Origin of the sequence: Bradyrhizobium sp. F1.13.3, from assembly GCF_040548265.1 — a bacterium.
GTDB lineage: Bacteria > Pseudomonadota > Alphaproteobacteria > Rhizobiales > Xanthobacteraceae > Bradyrhizobium.
Map to the genome: position 1 here is coordinate 1 of NZ_JBEPRI010000033.1, position 17,394 is coordinate 17,394.

Here is a 17,394-nt window from a genome sequence, read left to right on the forward strand (position 1 = left end):
TGCACACTTCCGACGGATAGGCCGCCGCCGTCCGGTTCAGCTCCTCCACCAGATACGCCCGCTCGTCAGGTGGCAGCAGCTCAATCCGCCCCACCGGCTGCTGCGCATCGGCCCTCACAGCACACAACAAATTCTGCAAATGCTGTGTCATACGGTCGATCTGATCGAGCTCCAGGCGACTTGCATCAAAGTGCCATCGGAAGCTCCCATCCAGAGCGCAAACCTCAAACGTTAGCGCCTCACCAGCCAGGGCCGCCTCAGAAATCGGGCTCGAAGCTAAATCGCCAGTTGCAGATCCGCCATTTACAGTAACCGTAACGCCAACCGGCCAGGGACGGCGCAATCGTAGCGCCTCCACACTGCGCAAAGTCGGGCATCGAACAACCAGATCGCGCGCAAAGCTATCCTGCTCGTTCAGTTGAGCGAATTCGGCCGCGACCGCCGTACGCGCCTCCGCGAAATCTTTATCGAGGTCGATGGCAATTGCCATCGGCACGACAGACGCGACAAGCACCTCGAGCGCTTTCAAGCCGGCTCGCGATCCATTCGGCGCGGGAGTCCATCCCAATTGAAGCTCTGATTCCCCCGTGACGCGGGCGAGATAGATCAGCCAAGCAGTTAGTAAGAATTCCGTGCGATCACTGGGGGACAGCTCAGCCAACGCACCTGGAATTCGCCACGAACTCGACTGCCATCTGGGCGTAGCCAAGGCTTCTACAGAGGATAGAAAAGGAAGCTGGGATGTTTTGAACTGCTCTAGCCGCCGTCGCCAAAAACTCTCCCGAGGCACCAACATCTCATGCGCAACCGTTATGCCCCGCGCCTCATCATCGCTTAGAATCGGGAGTCGGTCGCCTACATCGCGATCAGAACGCCTGGCTAGTGCCCGCGCGTCCAGAGCCTGACCATCTGAGTCGTCAAACCAAACATCAACATCTTCTGTGCCTGTCGCGACACGCCAGTGGCTGGGATGGATTTCAACTAGAGACCCCGCCGCAAAGCCCGAGCGCCCAGCCGTTACTTCCAAGCGCCTGACGGCGACGACATCATCGCCTAGGAGAGCCTTGGACAGCCCCAACGGATTGGCATGATACGGGCCAAAATCTAAGGCGCGCGTCATCGCTGCCAGCCCCTGTGCGGATTGATCCCATCGCAGACAGCCCGCAGCATCTGGGCGTCGATGTTTCGGGAAAAAACTTCGGTCCGCTAGCGCCTGCGGACGAGCACCGAGCTCTCCATTTGTTAAGCCGATTAGAAGTTCGCGGAAGCCCTCGATAGCAGCCTCATAACATTTCAGGTTCAGCGTCAACGCCGTATCGCTCGGCGCAATCAACACTTGGCGTTGTACTACCAGCTCACCAGTATCAACCCCATGATCAATACGATGCCACGTGATGCCATGTTCAGTCTCTCGGGCAAGAAGCGCCCAAGACGTCGCATGAGTTCCCGCATATCGCGGCAACGGACCGTCATGGTAGTTGAAAGCGCCTTGACGGGCTCGCCCAAACACCTCCGGCGGCAATACGAACGGATTGGCAACGGAAAAAATCCATTCCACCGGCTCGGCCTTCAGCAACGCGGCGAGCTCTTCAACGCTCACAACGCACGGGATATTAGCGCGAGCGGCCCAATTGGCGAATGTGGCGTCGGCACACAGCGCCACGCGGATGTCGTGGCCCATCTCCCGTGCTAGCTGCGCACACCTGATGGCTAGCGTACCACCACCAACAAAGACGCTAGAATAGATTGACGGAGTTGCAGCTTGGAGCCCACCACTTTCGCCTAGCCCGCAAGCATCCGTCCGCATTGGAGGAGACCGATGCACCATCTTCATCCCTTAGCCAATCCATCGCGCAGGTCGAGCGGCCCCACCCAAGGCGCCCCGCACCATAGAGACTCAGGCCTGTCGCAGGATTTGCTCGAGAGCTGCCGTGCGAAATGCTAGTCAAATCCGGCCAGCCTTGAGAGTTATCCAGCGCGAAGAAGCAAGAGCGGCACCTTCGACGGTCGCGACTAAGCGTCAATTGGCGGGACCGCAGTCAACCCTGCAGCGTCTATGGCGGTGATTTGAATCAGTCGAACAAGGCTTCATCTGACTTTCTGGGCGGGCGACCACGGGATCGCTATATTCTATAGATTCCTCACCATATAGCAATTTGCGTGCCACAAAGAGGCTGTACAAATCCTGCTTGAAGAGCGAAAGAGCACGCGCTTCGCGCCGTGGCGCCGAAATATTTGAGCCTCAGTGTGCAGTTGCGGACATAACGTCTTCAGCTCGATATGGCGAAACATGGCGACTTCAAACTCTGACGGTTGCTTCTAGCGCCGAACTCGAACATCTGCCTGAGGGGCATCGTCAACTTAATCGACCGCCGAGCCGAAGGAGGCGATTCTCAAAGGTTCGAGATTCGGCGATAGCGCTTGTCGCGGAGATTTCGCGCCAAGTCGCAAAGGCTCGTTCGCGCGAAGCATGACGGAAGCCTTCCGACACTTTGACAAACGTTCATCCGCTATACTCTGTTTCGACGCGTCCAATTGTTCAAACGCAACCGCCGACGATTGAGCCCGCTTCGGACCAGATTCGCAGTTAACGGTCGCCCTGGATCCATTGGGTGCCTAAGCATCGGTCTCCCCAAAGGTAGGGAGCCGCTACAAGTGTGTTACTGCACCGGAGCGGAAACGCGCCTGGCAGCCAAATCCAGCAACTTACGCGCCAGATTAGGCACCTGTTGCTTTGCGCCACTTCTTCATTCTTGCAGGCCCGATCTGGGCTCTTTTGTCGGGCTTTCGACATTCTTGTGTGGTGAAGGATCCCGGGATCTGCGATCACCTCCCCACTTGAACCTGTTAGCTGGATCCGGTTTGCGCCCGCCACAAGCGAGCGTAAGCGCCTTCAGCCGTCAGCAGATCAGGATGCCTTCCTTCCGCAACAACTCGCCCCTTGTCTAAGACCACGATCTTGTCGGCTCCGCAAATCGTGTAGAGACGATGAGAGATGACGACGATGATCTTACCGGCCCGACGCAGATCCTCAACCGCTTGTAGCACAAACGTCTCGGCGTGGGAGTCGAGAGAGGCGGTCGCCTCGTCGAGGATTAAGATCTCCGGATCCCGGTACAAAGCCCGAGCCAACGCAAGGCGCTGCTTCTCGCCGCCGGAGGGGCGCACGCCGTTCTCACCCAGATGGGCCTGGAAGCCGCCGGGCCAGCGCTCGATTACCTCTCGCAGCCCTACTTGATCGCAGATTTGCACGATCTTCTTGGTGTCCGGCTCGAACTCGCCAAGTGCAATGTTCTCGATCACTGAGCCCGAGAACACGTCGATCGATTGCGGTACCGCGGCAACAAGCTTTCGCAGAGATACGGTCGTGAGGTCCTGGAGGTCATAGCGGCCGATCCGGATGCGTCCGCCCTCAAGCGGGTAGACATTTTGCAGCAGCGCCGCAAGCGAGCTCTTGCCCGAGCCGCTTTCCCCCACCACAGCCGTGATCTCGCCTCGACGGAAGGTGAGGCTGAGATCCTGGAAGAGCTCCGGCTGCGCGCCATAGCGGAACGTTACGTTCTCCAGGCGGATATCGCCAAGGTCGGACTTGGTGGCAATAATGCCGCCCCCTCTTGCCGGCTCCAGGTCGAAGATCTCGAACAGGCGATCCGCCGCGATAAGGGCATCCTGGACGAGCCGATTTGTGTGGATCAGGCTGGCAACCGGCCCGGTGATATGGCCCAGCAACGTATAGCAGGAAAGTAATTCGCCGGGCGTAATGGTCTGATCGAGGGCAAGCGTCGCACCAAACCACATCAGCGCGATGGTAAATAGGGTCGAGAGGAAAGTCGAGGCGTTGTCTCCGAAAACCGAGATGAGGCCGGAGCTGTAAACGGAGTGCAGCGTCTTGACGAAGCGGGTCTCCATCTTAAAGCCGGCAAAGCTTTCTAAACCGAAGGTCTTGATCGTGGAGACTGCTCCGAGTGATTCAACCAGCTGCGCCTCCACATCGGCTGCATTTTCCATAATGGCGCGCTCGCGCTTCCGATTCAGCCGGTTAATGGCCCAGTAGACTAAGAGGTACGGTGGGATGGAGACCGCCACAACCAAAGCGATCTTCCATGAGTAGAGGAACATCAGCCCGAATGAGAACAGTATCACCAGCACGTCGACGAACATGGTGATCGAGACGTCGTTCAGAAAGCTCCTGATCTTTACCGCGTCGTTCATGCGGGATACGATTTCGCCCATTCGCATGCTATCGAAGAACTTCTGGGGCAGGCTTAGGATGTGATTGTAGTAGCCGAGGATCAAGCAGACATCGATCTTCTGCCCCGTTTGCAGGACGAGCCGGCTTCCGACAAGACTGATCAGGACCTGTGGCACTAGGATCAGCAGCATGGCGACGCTCATAAGGTTGAGCAGGTTGCGGTTGCCCGCTGTGATCACATGATCGACGATCTTCTGGACGTAGATGGCCGTCGAGAGACCGAGGATTGTCGTCACCAGCGCCCCGACCAGAGCCTGCGCCATCACCTCCCTGTGTGGCGCAACCAGACCGGCGAAGCGGGCGAGGGGCGAGGTGGTCTCGTTGCGGCGCTTGAAGTTGTCTGCCGGAACCAGGAGCACCAGGACGCCAGTCCATTGCGTCTTGAATTCCTCGTGCGAAAGCTTGCGAATTTCGCCATAGGCGGGGTCCATGACGGTGACCCATCTCGTGTCAATCGCCTGGATTACGACGAAGTGGTGGAGGACCTCCTTGACGATTACGTGCGCGATGGCGGGCTTGGGGATCTTGTACAGGCTGTCGAACCCACCCTTCACACCCTTGGCGATGAAGCCGAGCTTTTGAGCCGCTTGCGCGAGGCCCAACACTGTGGTGCCGGAGCGGTCGGTCGAGGCATACTGGCGGATGCGCGACAATGGCAGCTTATAGCCATAGGATGCTGCGACAGAAGCAAGGCTGGCGGCCCCGCAATCTGTGATGTCGCGCTGCTTGAACTTGATGACCTTGCTCGACATGGCGGCTCGCTGGCTTGGAAAATCAAGAATTAGCGGGCCGCCAGGAGCGGATTGAGCAAAGCGTCGGCCTCATTGTAGAGTAGTTGCAGGAGGGTGCGGTCGGCCAGAAGGAAGCGGGCCCGCACGGTCATGCCTTTCTTCAGGTGACCGATGACCCCGTTTTTGAGTGCGAGATGGCTGCGAGAGAGCGCACAGCGGACCTTGAAGACCGGGCTCCTATCATGGAGCGTGAAGTCCTGCGCCACGTCCAGCACTGTCGCGTCGATGACACCCCATTGATTGTAGTTGAAGGCATCCACTTGGAGCCGCACCGACTGGCCCGGCCGCACGAAGCCGATGTCGTTCGGCGAAACGTAGATTTCAGCCACTAACTCGCGGTCCGGCGAGACCCAAGCAACGGTTTGGCCCGCCTGGACGTAGCTGCCGGGAGTGAGGCCGGAGAATTGCTCGAGAGCGCCGGACACCGGAGCTTGAATGCGGGTCAGATCGCGTTCGTTCTCGAGCTGATGCAAGCTGGCTGTGAGTTCCGTAAGGCGGAGGTTAGCATCGGAGAGCTTCTGATTCCATTCGGCCGATTTGCTCTGGGTGAGAATCTCGCCTTTCACGTCGAGAATCCGGAGAGCGAGAGCCTTTTCCTCGACCGTCTTGGCGGGTACTGCATTAACCGAGACGAGTCGCTGAGCGCGTTCGAGTTCTGCCGCGGCATTACTGCGGGCATATTGGTTCTCCCGCAGTAGGTTGATAAAATGCAGCCGCTCGGCCGTGGCGGACTGGGTCAAGAAGCGGATGGGGACATCTGCCTGCGCGCCGGAAGAGATTAGGCTCTCGAGGTCACGGACGAGATCGCTCTTTACGCGGATTTGGCCTGTAAGCGCGCTGAGCTTTTCCACAACCACCTTATCATCGAGGGCAAGGATCTCTTGCCCGTGCGTAACCAAGTCATTCTCAACGGCAAGAATACGCGAGATCCGTCCTGAGACGGGTGCGATCAGGGGCGTCTTCTCCAGGGAGGGGCGAATGCTACCGGGACTTTGAACAGAAACCGTTACGGTTATAAGTGGCAGCGACACCAACGCCGCAACAACGAAGAGCACAATGATCTTGTAGATGACCAAAGATCGTCCTGATCGTCGCGAGAGAATGCTCTCTGCAGAATAGCTGATTGTTTCAGGAGGAAGTAGGATCTTTGACAATTGGCAGTTTCCATGGAAACCCTGTCTTCACCGCGCGACGCTGGTGTGCTTCCGTATGAGCATACACTGGACCAGCGCCGCGCTCTCAATATGACTTATAATGAGCTTGGGCCGCTTAGTGGTGGCGACCGCGGATCGCGTCGCATACAAGCTTACCCGCAATGATCACGCCGGCTATTACTCCCCCAACGGGGAAAACTATTCCTGCAACCGCCCAAAAACCCCCTCCCGAAGTTGCGGACGCTTCTTCAGGAGTTAGTTCGGTTACACCGTAGAATGACATGTCGGTCTTCATTGTTTGCACTCTTTCTATGAGTGATGGAGTCTGGGGTCGCTGCGCAAAGAGAGGAGATCAAGGATCGTGCCAACTGCGTTGGTGGAGACCCAGAACACCGTTCTGCACCTATTCAGCGGCTAAAGTGAGCGTGCGGCGGCGTGCAGGCCGAGCGTCGCCGCGTCTCCGATACGACAAACCAAGCTGGGACCAGAACGAGGTGTGTCAGGAGAGCGACAACGAGCAGATCTTGCGGTGCCACCCGGGGAATAGTTGGAATTCGCGGTGGCGATCTCCGGTAACATTGAAGGTAGCGGTTCAGGCGGCGAGGTCAATTGGCTGATCGATGGGTTCGGTGGCGAGCGTCTGCCAACCATCGACCTTGCGCATGTTGATCTGGCGGGAGGCGAGCAGCGCCCATAACGGTATGGCAGCGGTGTCTGCGGACGGCAGCACGGTCTGCGTCCTGAGCCGCCGCTTGAACTCAAATGACTCTTGACCTTACGTCGTCTCTCGATCTTACGTCTAAAGAGATATTTCGGCGGGCAGAATAATCCTGACCGTCAGGCCCGCCGGATCGCGTGCAAGTAGGTCAATGCTCCCGCCGTGTCGTTTGATAATATCTTGCGCGATCGACAAGCCAAGGCCGAACCCATCTCCGTCCTGGGTACGCGCGCTGTCGCCTTTGAAGAACGGTTCAAACACCCTGTCGCGAAGCGTCTCGGGAATTCCTGGGCCGTCGTCGCCAACTTCGATTTCGAGCCCCTTATGGGGTCCAGACCTGAGAGACACAATGACCGTGTTGCCGTGCTTGATACCATTCTCAACGATATTGGTTACAGCACGCGTCAGCGCTTTCGACCGAGCCGACCAGACGAGCCGAGGAGGCCCCTCGTAAGAGACGTTATGCCCTACGTCACCGAACTCCGAGCAAATCGTCTGCAGGAGGCTGGGAAGATCGAGTCGAGACATTGCTTCGGATTTCCCCTCTTCACGTAAATAGTCCAGCGTCTCATCGAGCATGCGGCTAACATTGGCGATGTCACTGAGCATGGCATCCCCTAGGCTGCGCTCCATCACGCGCTCGGCTCGCAGCCTCAATCGTGTAAGCGGAGTCCTGAGATCGTGACTTATGGCGGCGAGCATCCGAGTACGGTCGTCGAGGAGTGCGCGGATGCGCGTGCGCATCTCGTTGAGAGCATCCGCAACCTGAGTGATTTCGCATGGGCCCGTACGTTTGATGGTTTGGTCGTCCTGTGGTGAGCGGCCGAACGACAGTGCCGCTTGGGCCACGGCAGCCAACGGTGCGATTATCCAGCGTACCGCGTACATCGAAAGGAGGAGTACAAAGATCAGAACGATTGTCAGAATCAATGCCGTCTGTGTAAGGAAGACTGGCCAGAGACTTGTTTCTGTAGTCGCGTCGAAGATCAGGGCGTACTGATCATCAAGCTTTACCGCGAGCTGTTGCTCCGGACCTGGCGCATATCGGAGACTCTCAAGGACCTCGATTCCCGGCTCGGAATCCAACTGTCTCATGAAGGACCAGGATTGGGCCGGCAAGTTGGAGTCTCGTGGCCCAGATTTCAGCTCTGACATTGCGATACGACCGACCTGAACGCCTGCGGTTCGAGCCGCCGATAGAACAATATCGGTTTCCGTTGGACCTTTGGCCGCTCGGATAAGCCGAGTCACGTGGCTGATACGTGACGCCACGGCGGCCGGACTGTCTTTTGGAGCCTTCACTCCGAACAAGACGATAACGATCGCGATTGTGAGCATCATGCCCAGAAGCACAGAAACAAAGACAATACCTGTTATCTGAGTAGTGATGCTGCGCGGCTTCAGGCGGTCGAACAGCACCATCAGGTCTGCTCCACCGCCGGCGTAAACACATAACCCGCGAGACGTATTGTTTTGATCATCAAGGGATCCCGCGGATCAGCCTCAATCTTTTGACGGATGCGACTGATATGAACGTCGATGCTGCGTTCAATGGGCCCGACATGGCCGCCATGGATCAGCTCGAGCAACTGCTCTCTCGATAAGATTCGGCCGGGATTGCGGCAGAATGCCAGCAGAAGATCGAACTCCACACAGGTCAATGCAATCCTGACACCTTCGGGGTTATGTAGTTCGCGGAGGGAGGCATCAATCCGCCATCCGGCGAAGACCAGCGGTCGCGTTCGGAAGCGCACAAGCCCCGGCGTGGTCTCAGCACGCCGTAGGAGCGCACGTATGCGCGCGACGAGCTCGCGAGAATTGAAGGGCTTCGACACATAATCATCAGCACCGATCTCGAGACCTACTATCCGATCTATGTCGTCGCCACGCGCAGTGAGCATGATGATCGGGATCGAGGAAGTAGCCCTGAGCCGGCGGCAAATACTGAGTCCGTCCTCGCCCGGCAACATGATGTCGAGGACCACGAGGTCGACGTTCTCCCGGCTTAATACCGTGTCCATCTCCGTGGCTGATCCGACGAATGAAGGTTTGAAGCCGTTCTCCTCGAGAACCTCGGACAGCATACGCGCGATTTCCACGTCGTCTTCAACACACAGGATGCGTGCTTTCGAGTCAGAAGAGGCGGAGAACACGGAAAGCACGCAATCCTGTAAGGCTGCCATTACGTCAATTTATGGGCGCGTATTGCTGCGGTCACCGTTGCAGTTGTGTTTTTTTGTTAAGATCCCCTGTGAAGCCTGATTCCCCGATGCCAACTCGGTGACACGAAACATCTCTTAACATGACTTAATCCCCTCTCGGGACATCTCGTCTTATCGTGCCGCTTCGATTACTCGAGGGGTGCCATTGGCGATGCTTGCGTTTGACCTGATCATCATCGCCATCCGGCTGTCCGGATTTGCTTTAGCTCATAAATTCGCGCCGCGCATCTCCGCCGCAGGCGTATCGATGTTTCTTTTGTCCGGCTGCGCTACGGCGCTAATGACCCGCGGCGCTTTCGTCCCGTGACGGCATGGCTCCATCGAACGGCGTACTGTCGAAGTCTCTCATTCGAATTAGGAAGAACGAGGTTCTCGCAGCGAAGACTCGCGCGTCTGGTCGGCAACGCCGTCGACCGATCGGTGTGCATTGGTTTGAGCGATCGGTTTCAAATCGTTTTTCCGAACGCGCCAGCCGACTTGACCGTTCGTGCGGTTGTGACCCATGCCGCGGCCACCGATGAAGTGGTCGCGGGAGCATCCAAGATTTTTTCGATCATTCCAGCAGTGCTCAGCCTCGGCGTACCGATTCCGGTCCCACGTATTCCGATCGGACTGGGAAGCCTGACGATTGAGGCCGAAGCGGTGGATAGCACAAACAGGCAGCAGGCCGCCATGATCTGGGCTTGCGGCGCGGACTCCCTCACAGCTTCGCCGGAGATGTCCAAGGCAGCAGACGCCTATACCCTGGCGAATTCCTTCGGCGCGGACTTTAGCCGCCTGCTTGTCACGGGCGGCAGTCCGTTCGGAAAGCTGCCGGATGCGCCCTCTCGGGAGAAAATCGACTGGTCGCTTGGCGGAAAGGCCAAATACGCTGCCTGCGAGGGGTTCGGCCGCGATCCCGGCGTTCCGGGAATGATCGCCGACAGTATTGGCCTGCCGCCCGAATGGTCTGATGACGGTGCAGTTCCAGCGAGCAAGCCGTGAAGCCCGTCAATGACATCAGACCAAATCGATGTGGACTCCAGCTCGTGTTGGTAGCTGCGGCGTCGCTGCTGGCGGGCTGCGCCGTCGGCCCGGATTATGAAGGCCCATCGATCAATCTGCCAACGCGCTGGCATCAAGATAAGAAGACGCCCGCGCCACAAGCCGTCGTTCTGGCGCAATGGTGGCGACGTCTGAATGATCCGACACTAAATGCACTGATCGCGGATGCGGTGCAAGACAATCTCGACGTCGCGGCAGCGAAAGCCAGAATTCGCGAGGCGCGCGCATATCACCAACAGGCGATCGGCGCGCTGTTTCCATCGGTCAACGGCCGCGGCCTGGCGACACGGAACGGGAGGCCGAGCGCCTCTGCCACTGGATCGGATCCAGCCTCGGCTTACAATCAATTCCAGGCAGGGTTCGATGCAAGTTGGGAACTAGACCTCTTCGGCGCTCAGCGCCGGGCTGTCGAAGCCGCATCCTACGGCGTCGACGCTGCCGACGACGACCTGCGGTCGACACTCCTCACGCTGATCGGAGATGTAGCGTCCTACTATGTCGAAGCGCGCGGCAACCAGGCACGCAGTGCACTTGCCCGCCGGGCGGCTACGTCCCAACGCGAGACCGCAGCCTTGACGCAGAGAAGCTTCGAGGCAGGCTCGGCCGCGGCCGTTGATGTGGAAAGGGCGTTCGCGCAATCGGCGAGCACAGAAGCCAACGTTCCAACCTACGACGCAGCATATGCACAAGAGGTCCATCGCCTGGGTATCCTGCTCGGACGCGACCCGTCGGTTCTCACGCAGCGGATGGCGCGCTCCACCGCCATACCGGCTCCGAGACTGCCCTTACCCACCGGGATTCCTGCTGATGTCCTCGTGAACAGGCCCGATGTCCGCAGCGCGGAACGGCAGCTGGCGCAATACACAGCGAGGATCGGCCAAGCAGAAGCGGCACTCTATCCGACTGTCAGCCTGACCGGTTCCGTTTCCACCACAGGGCTCAGGATCGGAGATCTCGGAAAGAATTCGTCGATCGGCTGGTCGTTCGGACCCACGCTCAGCGTCCCTGTCTTCAATCGCGGCCAACTCAGCGCCGCCGTTACAGTCGCCCAAGCGCAGCGTGACCGATACGACATCGCCTGGCGGTCCGCTGTGGTTAAGGCTCTCGAAGATGTCGAGAACGCGATCGTCTCGCTGGCACAGGACCGCATCAAGATCCGTAGTTTGGCGGAAGCCGCACGACGCTACGGAGAGGCATTCCGTTTATCGCGCTCGCTCTATGAGACAGGCTCAACCAGCTTTCTGGATGTCCTCGATGCCGAACGCTCGCGATACTCGGCTGAAGACGCACTCCTTCAAAGCCGTACAGCCATCGCCAAAAACTATATTGCGCTCGCAAAAGCTCTGGGAGGCGGCTGGGATGGTACTATCGACGCCTCCCGACCAGAAATCATCGATACCAACGCCGGTCCACGCTTCGCGCGGAAGCGATAAGTCGTGCACCGCTCCGGAGACCGAGTGCCTATTACCATGATGCCAATGACAAGCGACATTGCGGAAAGATCGAAGGGCGAGCGCAAATCCGGCCCAAACTTTCCGCAACGGCCGGGTCCCGATGCGCCTTCACAAGGGCCTAATGGCAGTCCCACGCATTCGCCTCCCTCCCGCACCAAACGTCGAGCCGTTCTGCTGGTTGCGATTGTCAGTGTTGCTCTCGCTCTCGGTTGGTTCGCAAAAACAAGGCTCTTTCCAAGACAAGCAGCGAACCCGATGACTGCAACGGTCACGATCGGCGATGTCGAGCAGACCGTTCTCGCAAGCGGCATGCTGAAGCCGGTCAAGCTCGTCGCAGTCGGCGCGCAAGTCTCCGGCCGCTTAACGTCTCTCAAAGTTGTGCTTGGCCAGAATGTCAGGGCTGGCGACCTCGTCGCAGAAATCGATTCATTGACCCAGCAGAATTCGTTGCGAACCGCGCAAGCCGTGCTGCAAAACACCCGTGCCCTACGTCAGGAAAAGGAGGCGACGCTCGCTCTTGCGGAGTCGTCTCTTGCACGCCAGCAAATGACGCTGGCGCAGAGAGCATCGTCTCGCGCCGACTATGACTCCGCCGAGGCTAATGTAAAGGCGACGCGCGCGCAGATCGCACAATTGGACGCCCAGATCACTCAGGGAGAGGTTGCAGTCGAGACTGCCCGGATCAATCTCTCCTACACCCGCATCACCGCTCCGATCGATGGCACGGTACTGGCCGTCGTGACCCAGGAAGGGCAAACGGTCAATGCGGTGCAGTCCGCACCGACCATTGTCGTCATGGGTCAACTCGATACCATGACGATCCGGGTGGAGATTTCCGAGGCGGATGTCGTCAAGGTCAGGCCCGGTCAAAACGTTTATTTCACGATCCTTGGCGAGCCCGACAATCGTTATCGTGCAACCCTTCAATCTATTGAGCCTGCGCCGGACTCCATCAGGAGCGACAGCAGCTTCAGTTCATCCAGCTCATCCGTTTCCAACGGTTCATCCTCGTCTTCTTCGTCAGCGGCCATTTACTACAACGGCATTTTCAACGTACCCAATGCGGACAATCGTCTCCGCACCTACATGACGGCCCAGGTCCACATCGTTCTGGGCGAAGCTCAAAACGTCTTGACCATTCCCGCCGCGGCGCTCAACGGGCCAGCTGCTGATGGCAGCTACACGGTGCAGGTCATCGAAACCGCAGGCACAACGACACTTAAGACGGTCAAGATCGGCCTGAACAACAAGATCACGGCCGAAGTCCTCAACGGCCTCAAGGACGGGGAGCACGTTGTAAGCCAACGGAGCGCGACGCCGGTGCCGACGTCCGTGGGAATGTCGCGATGACTTTGCCGCTCATTGAACTCCAAGACGTCGGTCGCGCGTATCCTTCAGGTGAAACGACAGTCGTTGCGCTCGCCCACTTCAATCTGAAAATCGAAACGGGCGAGATGGTCGCGATCGTCGGTGCTTCCGGATCTGGAAAATCGACGCTCATGAATATTATGGGATGTCTCGATAGGCCGACCTCAGGCAATTATCGGATCTTCGGCCGCGAGACGGCTTCGCTCGACATGGACGAGCTTGCGGCGCTTCGGCGAGAGCATTTCGGCTTCATCTTTCAGCGATATCATCTCCTCACGGAGTTGACGGCGATCGGCAATGTGGAAATGCCGGCGATCTATGCCGGCCTCACACCGAGTGAACGGCGGTTAAAGGCGACGAGCATCCTTAACCGCCTCGGCATGGCTGGCCGTGTCGATCACAGACCCGGTCAGCTTTCCGGCGGCCAGCAGCAACGCGTGTCAATCGCCCGGGCGCTCATGAACGGCGCGAACGTGATCCTCGCCGACGAGCCGACCGGTGCGTTGGACAGTAAGAGCGGCGAGGAGGTGCTGCGCATCCTTGACGAGCTTCACGCCGAGGGCCGGACGATCATCATCGTAACTCACGATATGACGCTCGCCCGCCGGGCTGAACGCATCATCGAGATGCGTGACGGCATTATCGTATCCGACCAATCAAACCGTCGTGCGTCCGGCCTCGAACTTGCGGAAGGCGACGCAGAGCCGGGAGCGTTGGCCATCGCACCTAGGATCGCATGGAAGCTGCTGCTCGACCGTTTTCGAGAGGCTCTGCGGATGGCGATGCTATCGATGAATGCTCATCGACTCCGTACGTTCCTGACGATGCTCGGTATCGTCATCGGGGTCGCGTCGGTCGTATGCGTGGTCGCACTGGGGGCAGGCTCGCAGGAGAAGGTGCTCGCCAGCATCAATAATCTCGGCACCAACACGCTGGAGATCTTTTCCGGTAGGGATTTCGGCGATGTCCGCTCAGCGCAGATCACAACTCTCGTGGTGGCCGATGCGCGTGCACTAGCCCAAGAGCCTTATGCGGCTGCGGTAGCACCAACCGTGTCAACCAGTAGCACATTGCGCTTCGGCTCAACTGAGGCGCGCGTACAGGTCAATGGAGTCAGCGATCAATATTTTGAGGTGAGGGGAACACAACTCGCCGAAGGCGCCTACTTCGACGCCGACAGTGTCCGAAGCGTCGCGCAGGACGTCGTGATCGATGATAATGCACGTAATGCCTTGTTTGGAGACACGGCAACAAGCCCGGTCGGAGAGATCATCATGGTCGGCCGGGTTCCTTGCCGCATCGTAGGCGTGACACGCTCACAACAAGCTGGATTCGGCTCAAGCGCCAATCCGTCGATCTATCTTCCCTATACGACGGTACAATCCCGCTTGCTCGGAGCTTCTTCGCTACGCAGTATCAGCGTACGTGTCGGCGATAGCACGCCGACCGATGTCGCTGAGCGAGCAGTCACGGAGCTCCTCACGCAGCGACACGCCACCAAGGACTTCTTTATTCTGAATACTGATGATATTCGGCGAACGATCACCATTACGGCGCAGGCTTTGACCCTGTTGGTTGCCGCCATCGCCGTAATTTCGCTGATCGTCGGCGGAATCGGTGTCATGAATATTATGCTTGTATCCGTCTCGGAGCGGGTGAGTGAAATCGGCGTGCGCATGGCCGTTGGCGCCCGTCGGAGCGATATCCTGCAGCAATTTCTGATCGAAGCCGTCTTGGTGTGTCTCATAGGCGGCTTGCTGGGCATTGGTCTGGCGCTAGGATTCGGCGCCTTGTTCAATTTTTTTGTCTCGACTTTCAGCCTGATCTATTCAACGACCTCGATTGTTATCGCCTTTTTGTCCTCCACGCTGATCGGCGTGATCTTTGGTTACATGCCCGCGCGCAATGCCTCGCTCCTCGATCCAGTGACAGCGTTGGCTCGCGAGTAGGCCGAAACGCAGATCGCTAACGCGGCGCCAATCCACATCGGCCCATTTTTCGGCCACAGCTGCTGCTGTAGTTGCTGCGAGGGAGATTGTCGCGTCTTTTACGCCGACTCGAAGATGACGTTCGACGGAGAGTCCATTCCGCTTCGTCCGCCGATCAGCGATTGGGCATTGAAGTGCCGATCACATTATGTGATCGACCACGGCGAGATGATCGAAGCCGGTCCTTGGAATGACGAACAGGTCGAAGCCGAGCGCCGTCGTGATGGCGCCGCCAAGACGCACTCAGGCAGTCGCCAAAGGTCGAAGCTCCTGTCCAGCTGGCTCCGCCCAAGGGAACGTCAAGCTTCTGGCGCCGCGCTTGGGATTGAGTGTCTGGCAGATCGTAACGGTAAGCCCGGCGGTCATACCCGTCGGGCTTATTGGGCTTCGAAGTTGTACGGTCAGGGTGACGCCAACTCGCGGGCATCAACCATCTGCTTTTGTTGTCGCTCATGTCCGCCTTTCAGAGTGCGGAGAACTGATGTAGAGTTGTTCGGGATCCAACGTGTCATGAGCAAACGGAGCGTGCGTAGACGTTACGATGGTGACATTCACGTTGGGTCACAGATTACCGATCTCAGACCCATACCCCAGTGACTTATTGCTTCGACGATAATGCGTTTTTGCTCAATACAATATCCGTTGACCGAAGATTGCTGCACAACCAAGAACGATCAGCCCCATGCCGTCCCGGTGCCAGATCTGGCTGCAGAGCTCATCTCATCCGTCAACGTCAACGAATACGGCTGGTTCTTCCCTTCGGCCAAGGACCCTTCGAAGCCCGTCAGCCATGGCACGCTCTATTCGTTCATGTGGCGCCAGCGGGACCGCGGCGTGATCCCCTATGTGACGAACCGCGATCTACGCCGGACCTTCAAGACGTTGGCGGGCAAGGCTGGCATCCCGAAGGAGATTCGTGACCGATTGCAGAACCATGCGCTTCAGGACGTCAGCTCGAAGCACTACGACCGCTGGAACTACATGGCGGAGAAACGCGCCGGCATGGCGAAATTGGGACAAGTTCGTCCGCGCTATGTTCGCCAAGAAGCGCGTGAAGATGGCCGTAAGCCCCATCGGCACGTTAAGACTGGTAAGGCGACCGTCGAGATCGACCTGCAGAGCTACTCTGCCTTTGTCGGCGATCTGAAACAGAAAATCGCAGCGGCACGGCACCGGGCCGGCCTTTTCGGTCAATCGGGAGCTCGTCCTCCTGTACTGGACCACCGGTCGGGACATTCTCGGCCGACAGGAGCGAGAGGGTTGGGGCGCCAAGGTCATCGATCGGTTGGCGGAGGATCTCCGCCGGGCCTTCCCAGAGATGACCGGCCTCTCGGCCCGAAACCTGAAATATATGCGCGCCTTCGCCGACCCGACAGCGACCTTGTGCAACAGGTTGTTGCACTATTGCCTTGGGGCCATAACGTCCGCCTTCTTGACGCCGTCAAAGCGTCCGAGGAACGCACTTGGTACGCCCGGCAAGCGATCGAGCACGGCTGGAGCCGTAACGTCCTTGCCCACCAGATCGACAGCAATCTTTTCGCTCGTCAAGGCAGTGCGCTGACCAATTTCTCACGGACCCTGCCGGTCGAGCAATCCGAACTTGCCCAACATGTCCTCAAAGATCCCTATACATTCGACTTCCTCTCGCTTGGCCCCGAAATGCTGGAGCGCGATCTCGAACGTGGTCTCATCGAGCATCTGCGCTCGCTCATCCTTGAACTCGGCAAGGGCTTCGCTTTCGTCGGTAGCCAATACCATCTCGAAGTCGGTGACCAGGACTACTATCTCGACCTCCTCTTCTATCACCTACGCCTGCGCTGTTTCGTGGTGATCGAATTGAAGATCGAGGACTTCAAACCGGAATTTTCCGGGAAGATGAACTTCTACCTCTCGGCCGTGGACGATCAGTTGCGCCACTCCGACGACAAGCCAACCATCGGCATCATCAACGAGGTCATCGTGGAATATGCGCTCCGGGATTCCAGCAAGCCAATGGGCGTGGCTCAATATCAGCTCTCCCATGCGCTTCCGCCTCAGCTTGCACGGGACCTTCCGACGGTCGAGGAGTTTGCACGCGAGTTCCCGCTGATGTCAGTGGTGAAGCTTCGCATTGAGATCGAACGAGCGCTCCGCGACCTCGCCGTGGCAAAGGGCGTCACGGCGAACCGGCCGGTCGGTATCATGAATATGCTACGGGACCTACAACGGCACGGGATCGCACCGGCCAGCACCCAGGAGATGCTCAGGGCCCTGCGGGTCATGAACGAGGCCTCGCACGGAGTCGACGTCGATGCAGACGCTGCAAAGCAGGCCGTTAACATCGGCACAGTCTTCTTGGCCGAGCTTAGGGAGATAGGAACCGGTGATTGACACGCTGAGCGATCAGGTACCGAACGTTAGAAG

The 17,394-nt window shown here is 58.3% G+C and carries 11 protein-coding genes and 3 pseudogenes; 7 read left to right on the top strand and 7 right to left on the bottom strand.

Going from position 1 to position 17,394, the window contains the following annotated elements; all coding sequences use genetic code 11:
- The 7 genes and pseudogenes from ABIB66_RS41540 to ABIB66_RS41570 all read right to left on the bottom strand — a co-directional run.
- Positions 1-1,681, bottom strand: a 1,681-nt coding sequence (locus ABIB66_RS41540) for a formyltransferase family protein (protein ID WP_354259612.1), incomplete at its 3' end; no start/stop codon positions are given.
- Between the two features lie 680 nt (positions 1,682-2,361).
- A pseudogene (locus tag ABIB66_RS41545) lies at positions 2,362-2,479 on the bottom strand (IS6 family transposase); the annotation flags it as partial.
- A gap of 368 nt (positions 2,480-2,847) precedes the next feature.
- On the bottom strand, positions 2,848-5,004 hold the full coding sequence (locus ABIB66_RS41550) for a peptidase domain-containing ABC transporter (protein ID WP_354259614.1): 2,157 nt from the start codon (positions 5,002-5,004) through the stop codon (positions 2,848-2,850).
- A gap of 29 nt (positions 5,005-5,033) precedes the next feature.
- Positions 5,034-6,119, bottom strand: a complete 1,086-nt coding sequence (locus tag ABIB66_RS41555) for an HlyD family secretion protein (protein ID WP_354259617.1) — start codon at positions 6,117-6,119, stop codon at positions 5,034-5,036.
- Positions 6,120-6,789: 670 nt separating this feature from the next.
- Positions 6,790-6,957, bottom strand: a pseudogene (locus ABIB66_RS41560) (IS256 family transposase); the annotation flags it as partial.
- A 39-nt stretch (positions 6,958-6,996) separates the two neighbouring features.
- Complete coding sequence (locus ABIB66_RS41565) at positions 6,997-8,337, bottom strand: ATP-binding protein (RefSeq protein ID WP_354259620.1); 1,341 nt, start codon at positions 8,335-8,337, stop codon at positions 6,997-6,999.
- A complete protein-coding gene (locus ABIB66_RS41570) occupies positions 8,337-9,098 on the bottom strand; it encodes a response regulator (protein ID WP_354259623.1) in 762 nt (253 codons plus the stop codon). The genes ABIB66_RS41565 and ABIB66_RS41570 overlap by 1 nt, the downstream gene beginning before the upstream one ends.
- A gap of 184 nt (positions 9,099-9,282) precedes the next feature.
- Between ABIB66_RS41570 and ABIB66_RS41575 the strand changes: the two genes are divergently transcribed.
- From ABIB66_RS41575 to ABIB66_RS41615, 7 genes and pseudogenes are all read left to right on the top strand, one after another.
- Positions 9,283-9,444, top strand: a complete 162-nt coding sequence (locus ABIB66_RS41575) for a hypothetical protein (protein WP_354259626.1) — start codon at positions 9,283-9,285, stop codon at positions 9,442-9,444.
- Positions 9,445-9,569: 125 nt separating this feature from the next.
- Positions 9,570-10,121 (top strand): DUF3313 family protein, encoded by a 552-nt coding sequence (locus tag ABIB66_RS41580; protein WP_502918366.1) that lies wholly within the window; start codon positions 9,570-9,572, stop codon positions 10,119-10,121.
- Entirely contained in the window at positions 10,118-11,614 is a 1,497-nt protein-coding gene (locus tag ABIB66_RS41585; protein WP_354259631.1) for an efflux transporter outer membrane subunit, read from the top strand. Before ABIB66_RS41580 ends, ABIB66_RS41585 begins: the two co-directional genes overlap by 4 nt.
- A 45-nt stretch (positions 11,615-11,659) precedes the next feature.
- Entirely contained in the window at positions 11,660-12,985 is a 1,326-nt protein-coding gene (locus tag ABIB66_RS41590; RefSeq protein ID WP_354259685.1) for an efflux RND transporter periplasmic adaptor subunit, read from the top strand.
- Positions 12,982-14,952 (top strand): MacB family efflux pump subunit, encoded by a 1,971-nt coding sequence (locus ABIB66_RS41595; RefSeq protein ID WP_354259634.1) that lies wholly within the window; start codon positions 12,982-12,984, stop codon positions 14,950-14,952. Before ABIB66_RS41590 ends, ABIB66_RS41595 begins: the two co-directional genes overlap by 4 nt.
- A gap of 690 nt (positions 14,953-15,642) precedes the next feature.
- Positions 15,643-16,138, top strand: a pseudogene (locus tag ABIB66_RS41605) (site-specific integrase); the annotation flags it as partial.
- A gap of 236 nt (positions 16,139-16,374) precedes the next feature.
- A complete protein-coding gene (locus ABIB66_RS41615; protein ID WP_354259637.1) occupies positions 16,375-17,361 on the top strand; it encodes a PDDEXK nuclease domain-containing protein in 987 nt (328 codons plus the stop codon).
- Positions 17,362-17,394: the final 33 nt, after the last annotated feature.

Coding starts and splice junctions, on each gene's coding strand:
- ABIB66_RS41550 (WP_354259614.1), bottom strand. CDS start 5,004: ATGTCGAGCAAGGTCATCAAGTTCAAGCAGCGCGACATCACAGATTGC.
- ABIB66_RS41570 (WP_354259623.1), bottom strand. CDS start 9,098: ATGGCAGCCTTACAGGATTGCGTGCTTTCCGTGTTCTCCGCCTCTTCT.
- ABIB66_RS41565 (WP_354259620.1), bottom strand. CDS start 8,337: ATGGTGCTGTTCGACCGCCTGAAGCCGCGCAGCATCACTACTCAGATA.
- ABIB66_RS41590 (WP_354259685.1), top strand. CDS start 11,660: ATGACAAGCGACATTGCGGAAAGATCGAAGGGCGAGCGCAAATCCGGC.
- ABIB66_RS41595 (WP_354259634.1), top strand. CDS start 12,982: ATGACTTTGCCGCTCATTGAACTCCAAGACGTCGGTCGCGCGTATCCT.